Raw genomic sequence first — 19,574 nt, 5'->3', positions numbered from 1 at the left:
GCGATGATTGATTGCAACGTGCCGGACCGATAGGGGTTTCGCTTGCGAGTTGCAAAAACAAAGCTGCCGGTTCACCCGGGGACGGACGCGAAGAGGGACAACCAATTCTAATGACATGGGCTTTGTTCCGGCAGGCGACGGGCGCACGATATCTGTGGCTGACCACCGCCAGCGGTCTGGCCTTGATCGCGAATCCGGCGCTCGCGCACGAGGGCGATGAGTCGGCAGTCCAGGATGTGGCCGCACCGCCCGTCGTTCAGACGCTCCCCGAAACGCCGCCACCGGGCGAGCCTGACCTTCAGACCCCCGATGTCTCGCCCGTCCCGGTCGACGCGCCCAAGGTCGAGGACGAAAATCAGATCGGCTTTGCTGCCGACAATCTGAACTACGACAGCGAGACCGAGATCGTCGTTGCCGAGGGCAACGTCGAGATGAACCGCGAGGCGATTTCGATGCGCGCGGACAAGGTCACGTGGAACCGCAAGACGGGCGAGGTGATCGCCGAGGGCGACGTTGCGATCCGCAGTCCTGAGGGCGATACGGCCTATGGTGACCGGATCGAGCTTACCGATACGCTGCGCGACGGGGTGGTCGAGAATCTGCTTGTCGTCCTCGATAATGGCGCGCGCCTTGCCGCGGTCCGCGGCACCCGCTTCGACAATGGCAATATCGAGTTGGAGAACGCCGCCTATACTCCCTGTCCGGTCGAGGATGAAAATGGCTGTCCCAAGAAACCGAGCTGGCAGATTCGGGCGGTGCGCGTCCTTTATGACCGCGGCAAGAACAAGGTTAAATACAAGGGCGCGCGGGTCGAGATCTTCGGGCTGCCACTGATTCCGCTACCGGGTCTCAGCCATCCTGCAAACAGCGAGGCCGGAAGCGGAATCCTCGTCCCCAATGTCCGCCTCGACCGGACCAACGGCTTCGAAATCGCGGTGCCTTATTATCTCCGCCTCGCGCCGAACCGCGACCTCACGCTGACCCCGCATCTTTATACAGACGCAGCCCCGATGCTCGAGGGCGAGTTTCGCGCCCTGACCGATTTCGGCTCATTCCGGATCAACGGGTTCGCAACATACAGCTCGGTCGTCCCGCTCGTGGGCACGCCGACGACCTCGACGAACGAGTTTCGCGGCTACCTCGAAAGCGCGGGCAAATTCCAGATCGATCCGCGCTGGAGCGTCAGCTACTCGGGGCGGATCGCAACGGACCGTACCTTCATGCGACGCTATGACATCAGCCGCGACGACCGGCTGCGCTCGACCTTCGAGGTCGAAAGGATCGGGGGTCAAAGCTATTTGTCGATCGCCGGATGGGCAACGCAGACTCTGCGCTTCAACGACGAGCAGGGACAGCAACCCATCGCGCTGCCGATCATCGACTTCCGCCAGCGGCTCGATGATCCGTGGCTGGGGGGGCAGTTCGAGCTCCAGCTCAACACCGTCGCGATCGGGCGCACCGCAGGCCAGGATACGCAGCGCGCCTTTGCGGGTGCGCGCTGGGACCTGCGGCGCCTGACGCCGCTCGGCCAGGAGGTCACGCTAACCGCCCTTGTTCGCGGGGACGTCTATCATAGCGACGAGAATCTTCTCACTGCCATCCCTGGCTATCGCGGGCGATCGGGCTGGCAGGCGCGCGGCATCGCCGCTCTCGCGGCCGACATGCGCTGGCCGTTCATCGGCGAATTTCTGGGCGGTACGCAGACGCTGACCCCGCGCGTCCAGTTCGTCGCGACGCCGCCGATCGACAATATCGAGATCCCTAACGAGGATTCGCGGGCCTTCGACCTTGAGGACAGCAATCTCTTCGCAATCAACCGTTTCAACGGCTACGACCGCTTCGAGGATGGCGCACGCGTCACCTATGGCATTGAATGGAACTACAGCCGCCCGGGCTTCAACATCAATTCGGTCGTCGGGCAGAGCTATCGCCTGTCGAGCAAGCCGACCTTGTTCCCCGACGGTACCGGTCTCACGGACCGTACCTCCGATATCGTCGGACGCACAACGATTGCCTATAAGGATTTCCTGCGCCTCACCCACCGCTTTCGCCTCGACAAGGACGATCTTGCGGTGCGCCGCAACGAGTTTGATGCCACCATCGGCGGCCGGTCCACCTACGCAGTCCTCGGCTATTCGCGGCTTAACCGCGACATCACCAGCCTTGCCGAGGATCTGCAGGACCGCGAGGAAGTGCGCGCAGGCGGCCGCGTCGCGGTAGCGCGCAACTGGTCGATCTTTGGATCGGCGATTATCGACCTTACCGGCAGGAACGATGATCCGGCGAGTACAACAGATGGATTCGAGCCGATTCGCCACCGCCTCGGGGTAGCGTATGACGATGATTGTCTGTCCATCGCCCTCACCTGGCGCCGCGACTATATCGACACGGGCGACGCGCGGCGCGGAAACAGCTTCTCCTTCCGCATCGCCTTTCGCAACCTTGGCTTCTGATCACTTGGGTCTTGACGGTCTAGCCGGGAAGGAGCTTCCGCTCAGCCTGCGTTCAGCGTCTCGGCGCTATTCGCGCGCCAAAGCGGTCGGTAAAGGCGATTGCGCTGGACCACCGGGCGTTTCCGCTGATACGGAGCGTGCCAACAAATCTCGAATAGGGTGAAGATGACCAAAATTTCGACCATGATCGGCTTGCTTGCCGTGGCGGCTGCCGGGATCACGCCGGTCGTTGCGCAGACCGTTGCCGACAGCGAAGTGCCAACGACCAGCCTCGACATCCCGGGCAATGTAAAGCTCTATGGCGATGCCAAGGCCAATGTCTATCGTCCCTCGGCGACCGTGAACGGCGAGATTATCACGTCGACCGACATTGAAGAACGCATGGCGCTGATCCGCATCGCAAACGCCAATTTGACGCTGAGTGCGGAGGAAGAGCAGCGGCTGCGCCAGCAGGTCTTCAGCAATCTCATCGATGAAAAATTGCAGATACAGGCCGCGCGTCAGGCCGAGATTACGATCGACGAGAATCTGATCAATCAGCAGTTCGCCTCGCTCGCTGCGCGCTTCAAGCAAACGCCCGAGCAGTTCACCGAATATCTGAAGTCCAAGGGATCGTCCGCCGGCGCTGTCAAGCAGCAGATCCGCGGCGAATTCGCCTGGGACCGTCTGCTGTCGCGCAATATTCAGTCTACGACCAACGTGTCGACCGAAGAGGTCGACGCCGTGCTCAAGCGTCTTGAGGCTGCCAAGGGTCAGGATGAATTCCATCTCGGTGAAATCTATCTCGAGGCGACCTCGGAAAACGCCGCCGAAGTTGCCGAAAATGCCCGCAAGATCATGGCGGCGCTCCAGGCAGGCGGCTCGTTCGCAGCCTACGCCCGCCAATTCTCTGACGCATCGACGGCCGTGGTGGGCGGTGACCTTGGCTGGGTGCGCGCGGGCCAGCTGCCCGACTCTATGGCCGAAGCGGCAGCGCAGATGCAGCCAGGCCAGCTCGTTGGTCCAATCGAGGTGCCGGGGGGTGTGTCGATCATGCTGCTTGTCGACCGTCGTCAGGTCTTGACGGCCGACCCGCGCGACGCGCTCCTCAGCCTCAAGCAAATCTCGCTCGATTTTCCCCCCGGGACCACCGAAGCCCAGGCAACCGCACTGGCCAGCAAGTTCACCGAAGCGACAAGCGCCATCTCGGGCTGCGGTACTGCTGACACCGTGGCGCAGAACCTGGGTGCGTCCGTCGTCTCGCGCGACAATCTGTCGATGCGTCAGTTGCCGCCGCAGCTGCAGCAGACGCTGATGGACCTCCAGATCGGTCAAACCACCCAGCCTTTTGGATCGGCGTCCGACGGAATCAGCGTTCTCGTTCTTTGCGGACGCGATATGCCGCAAGCCGCTGGCGCCCCGAGCGCCGAGCAGATCGAGCAGCGTCTGCTCGATGAAAAGGTCAACAGGCGCGCCCAGCGCTATCTGCGCGACCTGCGCCGGGATGCCGTGATCGAATATAGCTGATGAGGGACAATGTCAGCCCGCGCCCGATCGCGGTCACCATGGGTGACCCCGCCGGCGTGGGACCCGAAGTCGCGGCGCGCGCTTGGGGCGCTCGCCGCGAACATAAGCTGCCCCCGTTCGTCACGATCGGCGACGTCGCCGCAATCGAGGCCGTGTGGGACGGCCCGATCGCCCGCGTAGGCGGAATCGACGAAGCGTCGCGCATTTTTGCTGACGCGCTGCCGGTCTGGCACCTTGAGGACAGCGGTGCGCTGCCGCCGGGCGTGCCCACACCCGCGGGCGCGACCTGTGCGCTTCATGCGCTGGAAACGGGGATCGGCCTGACCCGCAACGGCGCCTGCGCCGCGCTCGTCACCGGGCCGGTATCAAAACATGCCCTCCACGGCATCGGCTATACGCACCCCGGTCAGACCGAATTCATCGCCGAACGCTGCGGCGTCACCGCCACCAACGCGGTGATGATGCTGGCGGGCCCCGCGCTACGCGTCGTACCGCTCACCGTGCATATCCCGCTCGCGCAGGTCGCAGATAGGCTTACAAGCGATCTGATCATCGCGAAGGCGCGCATTGTCGCGCGCGGCTTGCACCGCGATTTCGGAATCGAGCGCCCGCGGATCGGTGTCGCGGGGCTCAACCCGCATGCCGGCGAAAACGGGCAGCTCGGCGACGAAGAATTCCGGATCATCGCTCCTGCCGTCGCACAGCTCGCCGGCGAAGGTCTGAGCGTGGAAGGCCCGCTTGCCGCCGATGCGCTGTTCGCACCCACGATCCGGACGCGATATGATGCGCTGCTTTGCGCCTATCACGACCAGGCCCTGGCCCCTTTCAAGGCGCTGCATTTCCACGACGGAGTCAATCTGACCCTCGGCCTGCCGATTGTCCGCACCTCCCCTGATCACGGGACCGCATTCAACATCGCGGGGACGGGTCAGGCCGACCCCGGTCCGACGATCGCGGCGATTGCGATGGCGTCGCGGATGGCCGAAGCTCGCGAACGCAGCGGCGCGCCTGCCAAGTGACGGTGACTCCGGCGCGTCCGCTCCCGCCGCTGCGAGAAACGGTACGTGCGCACGGCCTCTCTGCAAGCAAGGCACTTGGGCAGAATTTCCTGTTCGACGAACAATTGCTCGATCGCATCGCGGCGCTTCCCGGCGATCTCGACGGCGACCTCGTATTCGAGGTCGGCCCCGGTCCCGGCGGGCTGACGCGCGCGCTGCTCCGCGCGGGAGCCGAGGTGATCGCGGTCGAGCGCGACGACCGCTGCCTGCCGCTGCTTGGCGAGCTCAGTGACGCATTTGAGGGCAGGCTGCGCGTCATTGCAGGCGATGCGATGGCGATCGACCCGGAAGCGCTCGCGGGCCGCCCCTATCACATCGTTGCCAACCTCCCCTATAATGTCGGGACCGCGCTCTTCACCCGCTGGCTTGAACCGGCGGCTTGGCCGCCGCGGTGGCTCTCGCTCACACTGATGTTCCAGCAGGAGGTTGCCGAGCGTATCGTTGCCGCGGTGGGCACCCCTGCCTATGGGAGGCTCAGCGTTCTTGCCCAATGGCGCGCGTCTGCCCGCATCGCGATGAAAGTCCACCGCTCGGCTTTCACCCCTCCCCCCAAGGTCATGTCGGCGATCGTCCACGTCGTGCCCGGCGAGCAGCCACCGAGCGTGGACCCCGCGCTCCTCTCGCGCCTCACCGAAAAAGGCTTCGGTCAGCGCCGCAAGATGCTGCGACAGAGCCTCAAGGGCGTGCCAGGCGCGGTCGAGAGCCTGAAGACGATCGGCATCGATCCGACACGGCGCGCCGAGACAGTGAGCGTGGCCGAGTGGGTCGCGCTCGCACGTACGCTCGGGACTTGACCGCGCGGCCGAGACTCCTTCGGCCCTACTCCATTTCCAGGATGACCGCGTCCACCGCGAGGCTGTCGCCCTGTGCGGCGTTGACACTCTTCACCCTGCCAGCCTTCTCTGCGCGCAGGATATTTTCCATCTTCATCGCCTCGACTGTCGCGAGCGGCTGACCCGCCTCGACGGCATCGCCCTCGCCCACGTGCAGCGCGACAAGCAGGCCCGGCATCGGGCAGATGAGGAATTTCGAAAGGTCAGGCGGGATTTTCTCGATCATGTGCGAAGAAAGCGGCGCGACATGCCAGGGAAGGACGCGCACATCGTGAATATGTCCGCGCGTGGTCATACGCCAGCCGCTGCGCGTTTTGGCAACTTTCACCGCGAGTTCGCTCGCATCGATCTCGGCGACGACAAGCCTGTCGCCCGGTGTATATTCAAGAGCGATATCAATCTTTTCGCCATCAACCTTGATGTGCTTTCGGCCGATCTTCACCTTGTGGCTCTCGCCCGCGATCACCACGTGCCACTTGGCGGGCGGATCGAGCCGTTCGCCGAGCTGACCGTCGGTCCGCCGCGCCCGGTCGGCCTCGGCGCTCGCCATAAAGCCCGCGATCGCTGCGAGCGCGCGCGTCACTCTCTCGTCGGTCGGCGCACCGCTGAACCCCTCGGGATATTCCTCGGCGATAAAGCCTGTCGTGAGCTCGCCCGAGCGGAAGCGCGGATGCTGCATGATCGCCGATACGAAATCGATATTGTGACCGAGGCCTTCGAGTTCGAAACGGTCGAGCGCTGCGACCTGGAGGTCAGCCGCCTCATCGCGCGTCTTGCCCCAGGTGATCAGCTTGGCGATCATGGGGTCATAGAAGATGGATACCTCGCCGCCGTCATAGACGCCGTCATCGACGCGCACACCGTCGATTCCGCGGCGGCCGTTTGCCGCGCCGTCATCGCTCCAGCCCGGAACGGGCGGACGATAGCGTGTGAGCCGCCCCGTCGAGGGCAGGAAGCCGCGATAGGGATCTTCTGCATACACCCGGTTCTCGATCGACCAGCCGTCGATCTTGACATCGTCCTGCTTCATGGCGAGCGTTTCGCCCGCGGCGATGCGGATCATCTGCTCGACGAGATCTATTCCGGTGATCGCCTCGGTCACCGGGTGTTCGACCTGCAGGCGGGTGTTCATCTCGAGGAAGTAGAAGCTCTCGCCCGTCGGGTCGGCGCCCGACACGATGAGCTCGACGGTGCCGGCGCTGTAATAGCCGACCGCCCTTGCGAGCGCCACGCACTGCTCGCCCATGGCTTTGCGCATTTTTTCGGTAACAAAGGGCGACGGCGCCTCTTCGACGACCTTCTGATGCCGGCGCTGGATCGAGCATTCGCGCTCGTTGAGGTAAAGAATGTTACCGTGCTGATCTCCGAGAATCTGAATCTCGATGTGACGCGGATTCAGAATGAACTTCTCGATGAAGACACGGTCGTCACCAAAGCTGTTGAGCCCCTCGCGCTTGACGCTCTCGAAGCCCTCGCGGACGTCCTTCTCATCATAGGCGAGGCGCATGCCCTTGCCGCCGCCGCCAGCGCTGGCCTTCATCATCACCGGATAGCCGATTTCGTTCGAAATCTCGACGGCATGCTCGGTGTCGCGGATTTCGCCGACAAAGCCGGGGACGACATTGACGCCGGCTTCTTTCGCAAGCTTCTTCGATTCGATCTTGTCGCCCATGGCCGCAATCGCGTTCACCGGCGGGCCGATGAAGGCGATATTTTCCTTCGCAAGCGCCTCGGCGAAGCTTGTGCGCTCGGACAGAAATCCATAGCCCGGATGAACGGCCTCGGCCCCTGTCGCCTTGCACGCTTCGATGATCTTGTCCGCGATCAGGTAGGATTCCGACGCGGGCGAGGGCCCGATATGCACCGCCTCGTCCGCCATGCGCACGAAGGGCGCACGCGCATCGGCATCCGAATAGACCGCAACGGTTTGGATTCCCATGCGGCGCGCGGTCTTGATGACGCGGCAGGCGATTTCGCCGCGATTGGCGATCAGTATTTTCTTGAACATGGGCCTCAATATTCCTCGATCAGGGCTTTGAGTTGTTGGGTTCGGGCATCGGTGAGCTCGGCCTGGCAGCCGCTGACCACCATCGGTTCGGCCGAGCCGCCTCGCATCGAATAGCCCTCGCTCGTGCAATGCTTGTCGCGATAATCGAGCCACGCGCGCTGCGCGGCGAGTAATGTGTCGAAATAACCCGGGCGATCGTCCTGCGCTCTGTCGAACTGCGCATCGAGACCTTTCATCCGCGCCGCGGTGATCTTCCACTGGGCATTCATCGCCGCATCGGCGCGCTCATAGTCCTTGTAGGCGCAGGCATTGAGCTCGAACTGCGTCCCGGCATTGTCGCAATCGAGCGCGGGCTCCTGCGCCGCCGAGACCAGGACCAATAGGGTCGAAAGGATCACTCGGCCGCCTCCATCCGCATCGGCTCCTCGGCCTCCATCGGCACGATCCCGAGCTTTGCAAACAGCGCCGCATCGGCGCTGTCGCCGCGGTTGCCCGTGGTGAGCAGCTTGTCGCCAGTGAAGATGCTGTTCGCTCCCGCCATGAAGCAGAGCGCCTGGCACGCCTCCGACATGCTCTCGCGTCCGGCCGAGAGGCGAACCATGGACTTGGGCATGGTAATGCGCGCGACCGCGACGGTGCGGACAAACTCAATGTCGTCAATCTCGGCCAGCGGCGTATCGGCGAGCATGTCTCCCAGTACCGTGCCTTTCACGGGCACGAGCGCGTTTACCGGCACGCTTTCGGGGTGGCGCGGCAAGGTTGCGAGCGCGTGGATGAAACCCACACGGTCCGCCCTGCTCTCCCCCATCCCGACAATACCGCCCGAGCAGACATTGATTCCTGCCGCACGGACCTCTTCGAGCGTGTCGAGCCGGTCCTGAAAGGTCCGCGTCGTGATGATGTTGCCGTAATTTTCAGGGCTCGTGTCGACATTGTGATTATAATAATCGAGACCCGCGACCGCGAGCGTCTGCGCCTGCTCCCTCGTCAGCATCCCGAGCGTCATGCAGGTTTCCATGCCCATCGCGCGCACGCCTTCGATCATTTCGACGATCGCGGGCATGTCGCGGTCCTTGGGATTGCGCCACGCGGCGCCCATGCAGAAGCGCTGCGAACCTGCATCCTTCGCCACGGCGGCCGCCTGGAGCACCGCGCGAACGTCCATCAGCTTGGTGGCCTTCAGCCCCGTGTCGGCGTGCGCCGACTGCGAGCAATAGCCGCAATCCTCCGCGCAACCGCCCGTCTTGATCGAAAGCAAGGTGCAAAGCTGCACCTGCCCGCGCGCATGGTGCCGTCGGTGCACGCTTTGCGCCTCCCACATGAGCTCATCGAACGGCAGGTCGAAGAGTTCGGCGATTTCCTCGCGCGTCCAGTCGGTCCGCGGCTGATCGTCCGCTTCGCAGATTTGGGAAAGCTTCATGGATTTCGACCCTTTTCAAGAGGCGCAAAAGCGCGCGAGCGCAGCGCTATAGAATTCGAACGGCGGAGTCTCGCCAGCGAGCGCCTCATAGCCGCCATCGGCCCAGGCGCGGCGATCGGCATAGCGCACTGTCACCTCGCGGCGGTCGGCGGCGCTGCCATAATCGCCGCTGCCGTAGAGGACGAGATCGATATCGGCTTCGGGGTCTTCGCAGTTCAGGCGGATGATGCCCTTGTTCACGAACTTGTCGTTCGTCTCGAAATAGACGTCGCGCGACGCCCCTTGTTCGCTCTCAAGACGCGCAAACCAATTGGTGAAATAGACGTCGCCGATCGGCTGGCGATGAAGAAGCTCGACCGCGACGCCTGGGCGAAACGCGCTTTCGCGTCCCTCCTCCTGCGCTGCGCTCGCAGGAAGGGTAGCGGCCAGCGCGGCAAGAGAAAGGATGCGGGAAACGCAGATCATGCCAGCACCTCAAGCGCCTGGGAGAGATCGGCGATAATGTCCTCAATATGTTCGATCCCCACCGAGACGCGCACGACCTCGGGCCCCGCGCCCGACAGCAGCAACTCTTGCTCGGACAATTGGCTGTGCGTCGTCGAAGCGGGGTGGATGATCAGCGATCGGGTATCGCCGAGGTTCGCCAGATGGCTGAACAGCTTGACCGACGAGACGAGTTTGACGCCCGCATCGTAGCCGCCCTTGAGGCCGAAGGTGAATACAGCCCCGCCTCGGCCGCCCAGATACTTGTTTGCCAGCTCGTGATAGGGGCTGTCGCCGAGCCCCGCATAGGAGACCCAGCTCACCGCCGGATGCGTTTCAAGCCATTTGGCAAGCGCAAGCGCGTTGCTGCAATGCCGCTCCATGCGGAGCGCGAGCGTCTCCATGCCGGTCAGGGCGAGAAAGGCGTTCATCGGCGCGAGCGCCGGGCCCAGATCCCGAAGCCCGAGCGTGCGCGCGGCAAGGATGAAGGCCAGATTGCCGAATGCCTCGGTGAACCGGAGTCCGTGATAGGAGGCGTTGGGCTCGCTCAGCGCCGGATATTTCCCCCCCTTTGCCCAGTCGAAACTGCCCGCATCGACAATCACGCCTCCGATCGCATTGCCATGGCCATTCAGAAACTTGGTGGTGGAATGAACAACAATGTCCGCGCCATGATCGATCGGACGGCACAAGACCGGGGTTGCCATCGTGTTGTCGACGATCAGCGGCACGCCGGCATCATGCGCGACCTTCGCAATTGCCTCGATATCCTGCACGACGCCGCCTGGATTGGCGAGGCTTTCGATGAACACGGCGCGGGTGTTGTCGTTGATCGCGGCGGCCACATTGCCCGCGTCGTCGGCGTCCACGAAATGCGTCGACCACGCCATTTTCCGAAAGCTCTGACCGAGCTGATTCTGCGACCCTCCATAAAGCTTGCGCGCCGCGACGATTTCGCAGCCCGGCTCCATCAGCGTATGGAATGCCAGAAATTGCGCCGCGTGGCCCGATGCGACGGCAAGCGCCGCTGGCCCGCCTTCGAGCGCCGCGATCTTGCCCTCGAGCGCCCCGTTGGTCGGGTTCATGATCCGCGTGTAGATGTTGCCGAATTCTTCAAGATTGAAGAGGCGCGCGGCATGCTCGGGGCTGTCAAAGACATAGGAGGATGTCTGATAGATCGGCGTAATCCGCGCCTTGGTCGTCGGATCGGGTTGGGTCCCGGCGTGAACGGTCAGCGTTTCGGGCTTGTGTCCGGTCATGCGGCATCCTCCAGTGGCGGCATATTGTGGCCGAGCAGGCGCAGCACATCGGCGGCGCATTCGACGACATTTGATCCAGGACCATAGATTCCCTGCACGCCCGCGTCGCGAAGATAGTCATAGTCCTGCGGCGGAATGACGCCGCCTGCGATCACCTTGATATCACCGCGCCCCGCCTCCTTCAGTCCCCTGATCAACTCGGGGATCAGCGTCTTGTGACCTGCGGCAAGGCTCGAGGCGCCGACCGCATCGACCCCGTTCTCGAGCGCGAGCACCACAGTTTCCTCGGGCGTCTGAAAGAGCGGGCCCGAAATCACCTCGAACCCCATGTCGCCAAAGGCCGACGCGATGACGTTCGCACCGCGGTCGTGTCCGTCCTGGCCCATCTTGGCAATCAGGAGCTTGGGCGCGCGGCCCAGCCGGCGCTCGACCGCTTTCACCCCGTCGACGACCTGTTGCCAGCGGCTGTCATCCTTATAGGGCGCGGAATAGACGCCCTTCACCGGCGTCGGCACCGTCGCATATCGGTCGAAAGCCTCTTCCATGGCCGAGGAAATCTCCCCAAGCGTCGCGCGCGCGCGCGCGGCCTCGACCGCGCGCGCCAGCAAGTTGGTCTCGATCGACTGCGGCGCGGCAGCCGCCATGCGAAGCGAATCCAGCGCCGCCTGGCACGCTGCCTCGTCGCGGCTCGCCTTGACCTGGTTGATCCGCGCCACCTGCGCCTCGCGAACCTTCGTGTTGTCGACCTCCAGCGTTTCGAGCAGGTCCTCGTCCTTCAGCCGATATTTGTTGACGCCCACGATCACATCGTCGCCGCGATCGACGCGCGCCTGGCGCGCGGCGGCCGCTTCCTCGATCATCGCCTTGGGCCAGCCCGCAGCAACAGCCTTTGCCATGCCACCCTCGGCCTCGACCCGGTCGATGATCGCCTGGGCCGCATCGACAAGTTCCTGCGTCAGCGCCTCGACATAATAGGACCCACCCAGCGGATCGACGACATTGCACATGCCGGTCTCTTCCTGGATGATGATCTGCGTGTTGCGCGCGATGCGTGCCGAGAAATCGGTGGGAAGCGCGATGGCCTCGTCGAGCGCGTTGGTGTGAAGACTCTGGGTACCGCCAAGCATCGCTGCCATGGCCTCGATCGTCGTGCGTACGACGTTATTATAGGGGTCCTGCTCTGTCAGCGACACGCCGCTGGTCTGGCAATGGGTCCGCAGCATCTTGGACCGTTCGGACTGCGCGCCGAGCTTGGTCATCGCGCGGTGCCACAGGACGCGCGCAGCGCGCAGTTTGGCTGCCTCCATGAAGAAATTCATGCCGATGGCGAAAAAGAAGGACAATCGGCCCGCAAACTTGTCGATGTCGAGGCCGCTCGCGACGCCATATTTCACATATTCGATACCGTCGGCGATGGTGAAGGCGAGCTCCTGGACCTGCGTCGCCCCCGCCTCCTGCATATGATAACCGGAAATCGAGATGCTGTTGAACTTCGGCATCTCGCGGCTCGTGTAACCGAAAATGTCCGAAATGATCCGCATCGAGGGTTCGGGCGGATAGATATAGGTGTTGCGGACCATGAACTCCTTCAGAATGTCGTTCTGAATGGTCCCGTCGAGCAGCTTGCGATCGACGCCCTGCTCCTCGCCTGCGACGATGAAGAAGGCAAGAATCGGGATCACGGCCCCGTTCATCGTCATGCTGACCGACATCTGGTCGAGCGGAATGCCGTCGAAGAGAATCTTCATGTCCTCGACCGTGTCGATCGCGACGCCCGCCTTGCCGACATCACCGACAACCCGCGGGTGATCGCTGTCATAGCCGCGATGGGTCGCAAGGTCGAAAGCGACGCTCAGCCCCTTTTGCCCCGCCGCAAGGTTCCGGCGATAGAAGGCGTTCGATTCCTCCGCAGTCGAAAAGCCGGCATATTGCCGGATCGTCCACGGCCGCCCGGTATACATCGACGCGCGCACGCCGCGGGTGAACGGCGCAAAGCCGGGAAGCCCGGGATCGCTCCTCACATCTTCGGCGGTATAAAGCGGTTTCACCGCAATCCCCTCCGGGGTGTGCCAGGTCAAATCCTTGCCCTTCACTTCCTTGGCGGCAGCTTCGGCCCATTGGTCGAGTGTGGGTTTGTCGGTCATATTGCGCATCTCTACTCTTTTTTTCGTCGTGGGCGGACGTGATCCTGCACACCGCTTTCCGTCGATAAATGGCGGAAGCCCCGGCTCGGCCCCGGGGCGACGATCAAAGGAAGATCAATGATCCCCCTTCGGCGTCTCCATGATCTCGGTCAGCACCCCGCCCATGTCGCGCGGGTGAACAAAGAAGATCAGCGTGCCGTGCGCCCCGATCCGGGGCTCACCAAGCACGCGCTTGCCGAGCCGCTCGAACCACGACTTCGCGGCATGAACGTCCGGCACTTCGTAGCACATATGATGCTGCCCGCCCGCGGGGTTCTTTTCAAGAAAACCGGCGATCGAGGTGTTTCCCGGCAGCGGCTCGATCAGTTCGATCTGCGTACCGCCAAGCGCGCCATCGGCGCCCGGTGTATCGACGAAGCAGACCTTCACCCCCTGGTCAGGGAGGTCGAACGGCTCATGGATCTTCGTCGCGCCCATCACGTCGCGGTAGAAGACGATGCTGTCGGCGATCGACGGTGTCGCAACGCCGATATGATTGAGACGGCCTAGTTTCATCGCTCCAAATCCCATTGATGCTGCGTATCGGCCGCCTTCGTCACAGATGCTGAGTTGGCGGTGAAGCGGCAAGGTGAAAACTCCCTTGCGAGAGCTTGAGCGCTCCGCGCGGACGGGGAACGCCTAAAGCGGAATGTTATCATGCTTCTTCCAAGGGTTCTCAAGCTGCTTGTTGCGCAATTTGCGCAGCCCCAGCGCGATCCGCTTGCGCGTGTTGTGCGGGTGAATGACCTCGTCGATATAGCCGCGCGAGGCTGCGACGAAGGGATTGGCGAAGCGGTCCTCATATTCCTTCGTGCGCTGCGCGATCTTTTCAGGATCGCCGATATCGGCCCGAAAGATGATCTCGACCGCCCCTTTCGCGCCCATCACCGCGATCTCGGCGGTGGGCCAGGCGTAGTTCAGATCGCCGCGAAGATGCTTTGACGCCATGACGTCATAGGCGCCACCATAGGCTTTGCGCGTGATGACCGTAATCTTGGGTACTGTCGCTTCGGCATAGGCAAAGAGGAGCTTCGCGCCGTGCTTGATGATGCCGTTATATTCTTGCGCGGTGCCGGGCAGGAAACCCGGGACATCGACAAAGGTGATGATCGGAATCTCGAAGGCGTCGCAGAAGCGCACGAAGCGCGCGGCCTTCTTCGACGAGTTGATATCGAGCACACCGGCAAGCACCATCGGCTGGTTCGCAACGATGCCGATCGTGCGCCCCTCGATGCGCCCGAAACCGCAGATGATGTTCGCAGCATGCGCTGGCTGAACCTCGAAAAAATCGCCCTCGTCGACCGTTTTGCGGATCAGCTCGTGCATGTCATAGGGCTGGTTCGCATTGGGCGGGATCAGCGTGTCGAGGCTTTCCTCGGCACGGTCATAAGGATCGCTCGTCGGGCGCACGGGTACGCCGCTGCGATTGTTTTCAGGCAGATAGTCGAAGAAGTCCCGGACGCTGAGCAACGCCTCGATATCATTCTCGAATGCAAGATCGGCAACCGAGCTCTTTGTCGTATGGGTGATCGCGCCGCCGAGCTCTTCCTGCGTGACCACCTCGTTCGTCACCGTTTTCACGACATCGGGGCCGGTCACGAACATATAGCTTGAATCCTTCACCATGAAGATGAAGTCGGTCATTGCCGGGCTGTACACCGCGCCGCCGGCGCACGGTCCCATGATGAGGCTGATCTGCGGCACCACACCCGATGCGAGAACATTCTTCTGAAAGACGTCGGCATAGCCGCCGAGCGATGCCACGCCCTCCTGAATGCGCGCGCCGCCGCTGTCGTTGAGCCCAATGACCGGCGCGCCGACGAGCATCGCCTTTTCCATCACCTTGCAGATCTTCTCGGCGTGCCGCTTCGACAAGGAGCCGCCAAAAACCGTGAAATCCTGGCTGAAGACATAGACAAGTCGGCCGTTGATCGTGCCCGAACCGGTGACGACGCCGTCGCCCGGTATTTTCTGTTCCTGCATCCCGAAATCGACGCAGTCATGCTCGACATAGGTGTCGAGCTCCTCGAACGAACCCTCGTCGAGCAGAACGTCGAGCCGCTCGCGTGCGGTGAGCTTGCCCTTGGCGTGCTGGGCGTCGATGCGCTTCTGTCCGCCCCCGAGAGCAGCAGCGGCGCGGCGGCGTTCCATTTCGGCGATATTGGCGGACATGCAGGCTCTCCACGAAAATGAAGGCCCGCCCATGCCCGCTTCGGTGTTCAAGGGCAAATGCGAATTTGCAAAGTTGCAAAGTCGCGCTTTGCAAATTAGGTTCGCATCGATGCTTCCAACCCGCCTTTACGCTGGACGCCAGCTTCGCGACCTGCGGGCGGCCCGCGCCATTCGCCAGGCCGACTTTGCCGCCCAGCTCGGCATCTCAGCCTCCTATCTCAGCCAGATCGAGCACGACGATCGTCCGCTCACGCCTGGCCTGCTCGACCGCCTGCAACGACTCTTCCCGCTTGAATGGGAGGAAATTGCCGCCGACGCTGGCGACCGCCGCGCCGCCGCCCTACGCGAAGCCGCCGCCGACCCGCTCTTTGCTGCCGCCCCGATGGCACCCGAGCAACTCGAGCGCGCTGCGCTTCAGCAGCCGCAACTCGCCGACCAGTTTGTCGCGCTCCATGCGGCGTATCGCCGCGCCGGGCAGAGGCTCCAGATCATCGACGAGGCGCTGACCGGCGGTACGGCAGAGGGCAGCCGACTGCCGTGGGAGGAGGTTCGCGACTGGTTTCACGACGCGGGCAATTATGTGGATTCCATCGACCGCGCGGCCGAGACGTTGGCAAATGGGCTGCGCGGCCCTGCCCCCTCTCCCCCGATCGAGGCCATCGAGCGGCAACTGCGCGATGCGCTCGGCATCTCGATTGTCTACCAGCAATCGCAGAGCCTGCGCGATTTCGACGCGACGATGCGCCACCTGGTGATCGATCCTTCGCAGCCAGCCGAAAGCCGCCGCTTCCAGCTCGCGCACCAACTCGCCGCCCTCGCCCTCGCCGGCGAAATTGCGGCCGTCGTCGAAGACTCCCCGCTGCGCACGGCTGCGGCGCGTCAGCTTCTTCACGTCGGCCTTGCAAATTACGCGGCGGGCGCAGTGCTCATGCCCTACACCCCCTTCCGCTCGAGCGCGCGCGCCGTTCGCCACGACATCGATCGGCTGCGGCTCGAATACGGGGTCAGCTTCGAGCAGGCGTGCCACCGGCTCTCGACGCTCCAGCGGCCGGGTGCGCGCGGTATTCCCATGTTCTTCTGCCGCGTCGACATGGCGGGCAATATCACCAAGCGGCACAGCGCAACGCGCCTCCAGTTTGCGCGCTTTGGCGGCGCCTGCCCCTTGTGGATCGTTCACGAGGCCGCGGCGATCCCCGACCGCATCCTGTTTCAGCTTGCCGAAACCCCCGACGGACTACGCTATGTGTCGATGGCAAAGGGGCTTGTGAAGCCCTCGGGCAGCTACGCCCGCAGTCCTCGCCGCTACGCTGTCGCACTGGGGTGTGAGGCTCAATATTCTGCCGAGTTCATCTACGCCGACGGTGTCGATGTCGATGCCCCGCACGCCGCTGCGCGCATCGGCCCCTCGTGCCGCATCTGTCCGCGCGATGACTGCGATCAGCGCGCCTTTCCGCCAAGCGATCGGCCGATACTGGTCGACCCCGACCGCCGCGATGTCGTGCCGTACCGGATCGGCTAGCGGGCGATCAGCAGGTCGTCCTGGAGGTTATCATGAAACCAGGATGCGCAAGGCGGTGCTGTCGCCAGCGCGCAAGGCTTTGGAGGCCGCGATCCCACCGAACAAGGTACGGCTCCTGAAAATTGCCCGCCCCCGCACACCCGGGCGGACGATGGGCAAGGCGCCTAGACCTTCACGATAGCGCGGCCGATCAAGTCACGCGCCGTTGCGAGAATTGCCTCCTCCGGCGAGCGCATGGTCCATCCGAGCCGTTCGATCGCATGCCGGCTATCGCCTCCGCGCACATTACCAAGCTCGGCAACGAGTTGCTTGAGTTCGGGCCGCACCAAGGCGAACAGCTTGAGCAGCCAGTCGGGCATCTTCCTCGCAGGAACCCTTCTTGCCTGATCGCCAAGATTGGCCCGCAGGATGTTCGCAACGTCGATCATCTTGAGAAATGGTCCCGAGCAGACAAATCGGTCGTCGCGAATCCCCGGCGCACTCAGCGCGCGATAGTGAAGATCGGCCACGTCGCGCACGTCAATGATGCCGAATCCGATGTCGGGGCACATGGGCACCTTGCCTTCGAGAAGCTGTTTTACGACTTCGATCGACGTTGAGAGATCGTCCGACAGCAAAGGTCCGAAGACCGCAGCCGGGTTCACCGAGGCAAATTCGATCTCGGGAGCCTCGCTCCTGGCCCACTCTCGGGCAGATCGTTCAGCAACGGTCTTTGATCGCGGATAAGGCATCACCTTGGGATCATCGAGATTGGTCCAGTCCGCCTCGTCGTAAAGATCGCGGCCTTTGCCGTGCCCATAAGCGATCGCCGCCATCGAAGAGGTGAGGACAAAGCGCTGCACCCCCGCCGCCTTCGCAAAGCGCAGCGCACGCAAGGCCCCTTCGCGCGCCGGGACCACCAACGCGTCGGCATCGCTTGGAACATCGATCGGAAAGGGCGACGCGACGTGCGCTACATGGCTGCACCCCGCCATCGCCTCGGCCCACCCCGCATCATGTTCCAGGTCGGCAGCGAAGAAGCGCAGCCTGCTGTCGTCGACTTGCAGCCAGCCTCGCACCTCGGCCTCGCGCGCCAGGCTGCGAACCGTGGTGTGGACCTGCCAACCATTCTCGATCAGTTGTCGGATCAGGAAGCCGGCGATATAGCCGCTGCCTCCTGTGACCAGAACCGTGTCCGCCATACGCCCTCCCCCGATTGCATCGCGGGAATTTAGCAGGCCGCGTTCGCTCGCGATAGTCAGGGATCGGGGACGACGCCTCGGGGCGGGCCCTCCTTATTTCAGCAGCACAAGCTCCTCGGCCATGCTCGGGTGCAACGCAACCGTCGCGTCGAAATCCGCCTTGGTCAATCCCGCCTTCACCGCGACGGCCGCCGCCTGCAATATTTCGGGCGCATCGGGGCCGATCATGTGGAGGCCGACAACCTGATCGGTCGCCTCATTGACCACCATCTTGTAGAGTGCGCGCTCGTTGCGGCCGGCAAGGACGTTCTTCATGGCGCGAAAATCGCTCGTATAGACGCGGATAGATCCCAACCTATTGCGCGCCTCGGCCTCGGTCATTCCGACCGCGCCGATCGGCGGGTGGCTAAAAACCGCGCTTGGTACATTTGAATAATCGACAGCGGTCGGCTTGCCGCCAAAGACGCTGTCGGCAAAGGCCTGACCTTCGCGGATCGCAACGGGGGTGAGCTGGATGCGGTTGGTGACGTCCCCCACCGCATAGATGCTCTCGACCGACGACTGGTTGGTCTCATCGACTTTCACCGCGCCATTCCGATCGAGCTCGACGCCCACTTCTTCAAGGCCCAGCCCCCTGGTGTTGGGCACGCGCCCGGTCGCCACCAGCACTGCGTCAGCGGGAATTGGCTCGCAATTTTCAAGATGGACGAGGAGCGAGCCGTCCGCCTGCTTCTCGATCGACTGAAAGGGCGCGTTGAAGCGGAACTCGATGCCCTTGGTCATGGAAATCTGGAGCAGGCGGTCACGGATCTGCTCGTCATAGCCGCGCAGGATTGCGTCGCCGCGGTTGACGATCGTCACTTTGCTGCCGAACTCGTTGAAGATTCCGGCAAACTCGTTGGCGATATAGCCGCCGCCGGCGATCACGATACGCTTGGGAAATTCTTGCAAATGAAACACCTCGTTCGAGGTGATCGCATGCTCGCTGCCAGGGAACTCCGGCACAAAAGGCCATCCCCCCGTCGCGATCAATATGCGTTCGGCGGTCAACTCCTGCCCGTCGGCGAGCCGGACCTTCTGCGGGCCGACAAGGGTAGCGCGCGTCTTGAACAGCGCCACCTTGTGATTGTCGAGCGTCTGGCCATAGAGACCTTCAAGCCGGCTTACCTCGGCGAGGACATTGTCGCGCAGCCGTGCCCAGTCAAAGCGGCAGTCAGGGACGTCCCAGCCGAACTGCCGGGCATCATGGATGTCTTCGGCAAAATGCGCGCCATAAACGAGCAGTTTCTTGGGCACGCAGCCCCGAATAACGCAGGTTCCCCCGACCCGATGCTCCTCCGCCACTGCCACGCGCGCACCGTGGGAAGCGGCAACGCGCGACGCACGCACGCCGCCTGAACCCGCGCCGATGACGAACAGATCAAAGTCGAATTTGGACATGGAGGACCCCTAGAGCTGGCGGCGTGTCGTTCGCCGCCGCGGCCTATTTGGTTACGCGG

At 63.2% G+C, this 19,574-nt stretch carries 15 protein-coding genes; 5 read left to right on the top strand and 10 right to left on the bottom strand.

Translation table 11 applies throughout. The features are described 5' to 3' along the window. The first annotated feature begins 110 nt into the window (after positions 1-110). The 4 genes from LH20_RS11495 (at position 111) to rsmA (ending at position 5,811) form a co-directional block, all read left to right on the top strand. Complete coding sequence (locus LH20_RS11495) at positions 111-2,453, top strand: LPS-assembly protein LptD (RefSeq protein ID WP_083455386.1); 2,343 nt, start codon at positions 111-113, stop codon at positions 2,451-2,453. A 165-nt stretch (positions 2,454-2,618) separates the two neighbouring features. Next, positions 2,619-3,959 (top strand): peptidylprolyl isomerase, encoded by a 1,341-nt coding sequence (locus LH20_RS11490; RefSeq protein WP_053554319.1) that lies wholly within the window; start codon positions 2,619-2,621, stop codon positions 3,957-3,959. After that, positions 3,959-4,978, top strand: coding sequence for a 4-hydroxythreonine-4-phosphate dehydrogenase PdxA (gene pdxA / locus LH20_RS11485; protein WP_053554318.1), 1,020 nt, complete (start codon positions 3,959-3,961; stop codon positions 4,976-4,978). Before LH20_RS11490 ends, pdxA begins: the two co-directional genes overlap by 1 nt. A 2-nt stretch (positions 4,979-4,980) precedes the next feature. Beyond that, entirely contained in the window at positions 4,981-5,811 is an 831-nt protein-coding gene (gene rsmA, locus LH20_RS11480) for a 16S rRNA (adenine(1518)-N(6)/adenine(1519)-N(6))-dimethyltransferase RsmA (protein ID WP_053554317.1), read from the top strand. A gap of 25 nt (positions 5,812-5,836) precedes the next feature. On the opposite strand, the gene LH20_RS11475 is transcribed toward rsmA, so the two are convergent. The 8 genes from LH20_RS11475 to LH20_RS11440 all read right to left on the bottom strand — a co-directional run bounded on the left by LH20_RS11475 (position 5,837) and on the right by LH20_RS11440 (position 15,375). Continuing rightward, on the bottom strand, positions 5,837-7,858 hold the full coding sequence (locus LH20_RS11475) for an acetyl-CoA carboxylase biotin carboxylase subunit (protein ID WP_053554316.1): 2,022 nt from the start codon (positions 7,856-7,858) through the stop codon (positions 5,837-5,839). A gap of 5 nt (positions 7,859-7,863) precedes the next feature. Further along, positions 7,864-8,256, bottom strand: a complete 393-nt coding sequence (locus LH20_RS11470; RefSeq protein ID WP_053554315.1) for a lysozyme inhibitor LprI family protein — start codon at positions 8,254-8,256, stop codon at positions 7,864-7,866. Beyond that, positions 8,253-9,278, bottom strand: a complete 1,026-nt coding sequence (gene bioB, locus LH20_RS11465; RefSeq protein ID WP_053554314.1) for a biotin synthase BioB — start codon at positions 9,276-9,278, stop codon at positions 8,253-8,255. The genes LH20_RS11470 and bioB overlap by 4 nt, the downstream gene beginning before the upstream one ends. Before the next feature lie 15 nt (positions 9,279-9,293). Next, on the bottom strand, positions 9,294-9,743 hold the full coding sequence (locus tag LH20_RS11460) for a hypothetical protein (RefSeq protein WP_053554313.1): 450 nt from the start codon (positions 9,741-9,743) through the stop codon (positions 9,294-9,296). Next, the gene (locus LH20_RS11455; RefSeq protein ID WP_053554312.1) at positions 9,740-11,020 is read right to left on the bottom strand and encodes an O-acetylhomoserine aminocarboxypropyltransferase; all 1,281 of its coding nucleotides are present in this window, start codon (positions 11,018-11,020) and stop codon (positions 9,740-9,742) included. Before LH20_RS11455 ends, LH20_RS11460 begins: the two co-directional genes overlap by 4 nt. Next, complete coding sequence (gene scpA / locus LH20_RS11450) at positions 11,017-13,164, bottom strand: methylmalonyl-CoA mutase (RefSeq protein WP_053556255.1); 2,148 nt, start codon at positions 13,162-13,164, stop codon at positions 11,017-11,019. The genes LH20_RS11455 and scpA overlap by 4 nt, the downstream gene beginning before the upstream one ends. A gap of 114 nt (positions 13,165-13,278) precedes the next feature. After that, complete coding sequence (gene mce, locus LH20_RS11445; protein ID WP_053556254.1) at positions 13,279-13,719, bottom strand: methylmalonyl-CoA epimerase; 441 nt, start codon at positions 13,717-13,719, stop codon at positions 13,279-13,281. A 123-nt stretch (positions 13,720-13,842) separates the two neighbouring features. Continuing rightward, positions 13,843-15,375, bottom strand: a complete 1,533-nt coding sequence (locus tag LH20_RS11440; RefSeq protein ID WP_053554311.1) for an acyl-CoA carboxylase subunit beta — start codon at positions 15,373-15,375, stop codon at positions 13,843-13,845. Between the two features lie 109 nt (positions 15,376-15,484). On the opposite strand from LH20_RS11440, the gene LH20_RS11435 reads away from it, so the two are divergent. Continuing rightward, positions 15,485-16,894: a helix-turn-helix domain-containing protein gene (locus LH20_RS11435; RefSeq protein WP_053556253.1), complete on the top strand. Its 1,410-nt coding sequence runs from the start codon at positions 15,485-15,487 to the stop codon at positions 16,892-16,894. A 164-nt stretch (positions 16,895-17,058) separates the two neighbouring features. Here the strand turns inward: LH20_RS11435 and LH20_RS11430 are convergent, their stop codons facing one another. Both LH20_RS11430 and gor read right to left on the bottom strand, forming a co-directional pair. Then, positions 17,059-18,075 carry an NAD-dependent epimerase/dehydratase family protein gene (locus tag LH20_RS11430; protein WP_053554310.1) on the bottom strand — a complete coding sequence of 339 codons (1,017 nt, stop codon included), beginning with the start codon at positions 18,073-18,075 and terminating at the stop codon, positions 17,059-17,061. A 93-nt stretch (positions 18,076-18,168) separates the two neighbouring features. Then, positions 18,169-19,515, bottom strand: a complete 1,347-nt coding sequence (gene gor / locus LH20_RS11425; RefSeq protein ID WP_053554309.1) for a glutathione-disulfide reductase — start codon at positions 19,513-19,515, stop codon at positions 18,169-18,171. Positions 19,516-19,574 lie beyond the last annotated feature (59 nt).

This window comes from Sphingopyxis sp. 113P3 (assembly GCF_001278035.1).
Classification (GTDB): domain Bacteria; phylum Pseudomonadota; class Alphaproteobacteria; order Sphingomonadales; family Sphingomonadaceae; genus Sphingopyxis.
The sequence above is the reverse complement of the archived record's forward strand: the minus strand, read 5'-3'. Positions and strand labels throughout refer to the sequence as shown.

Excerpts from the sequence above, each read along its gene's own strand:
- LH20_RS11460 (WP_053554313.1), bottom strand. The coding sequence starts at position 9,743 with ATGATCTGCGTTTCCCGCATCCTTTCTCTTGCCGCGCTGGCCGCTACC.
- LH20_RS11440 (WP_053554311.1), bottom strand. The coding sequence starts at position 15,375 with ATGTCCGCCAATATCGCCGAAATGGAACGCCGCCGCGCCGCTGCTGCT.
- LH20_RS11435 (WP_053556253.1), top strand. The coding sequence starts at position 15,485 with ATGCTTCCAACCCGCCTTTACGCTGGACGCCAGCTTCGCGACCTGCGG.
- LH20_RS11430 (WP_053554310.1), bottom strand. The coding sequence starts at position 18,075 with ATGGCGGACACGGTTCTGGTCACAGGAGGCAGCGGCTATATCGCCGGC.
- LH20_RS11455 (WP_053554312.1), bottom strand. The coding sequence starts at position 11,020 with ATGACCGGACACAAGCCCGAAACGCTGACCGTTCACGCCGGGACCCAA.
- LH20_RS11495 (WP_083455386.1), top strand. The coding sequence starts at position 111 with ATGACATGGGCTTTGTTCCGGCAGGCGACGGGCGCACGATATCTGTGG.
- mce (WP_053556254.1), bottom strand. The coding sequence starts at position 13,719 with ATGAAACTAGGCCGTCTCAATCATATCGGCGTTGCGACACCGTCGATC.
- LH20_RS11475 (WP_053554316.1), bottom strand. The coding sequence starts at position 7,858 with ATGTTCAAGAAAATACTGATCGCCAATCGCGGCGAAATCGCCTGCCGC.
- gor (WP_053554309.1), bottom strand. The coding sequence starts at position 19,515 with ATGTCCAAATTCGACTTTGATCTGTTCGTCATCGGCGCGGGTTCAGGC.
- bioB (WP_053554314.1), bottom strand. The coding sequence starts at position 9,278 with ATGAAGCTTTCCCAAATCTGCGAAGCGGACGATCAGCCGCGGACCGAC.
- LH20_RS11490 (WP_053554319.1), top strand. The coding sequence starts at position 2,619 with ATGACCAAAATTTCGACCATGATCGGCTTGCTTGCCGTGGCGGCTGCC.
- pdxA (WP_053554318.1), top strand. The coding sequence starts at position 3,959 with ATGAGGGACAATGTCAGCCCGCGCCCGATCGCGGTCACCATGGGTGAC.
- scpA (WP_053556255.1), bottom strand. The coding sequence starts at position 13,164 with ATGACCGACAAACCCACACTCGACCAATGGGCCGAAGCTGCCGCCAAG.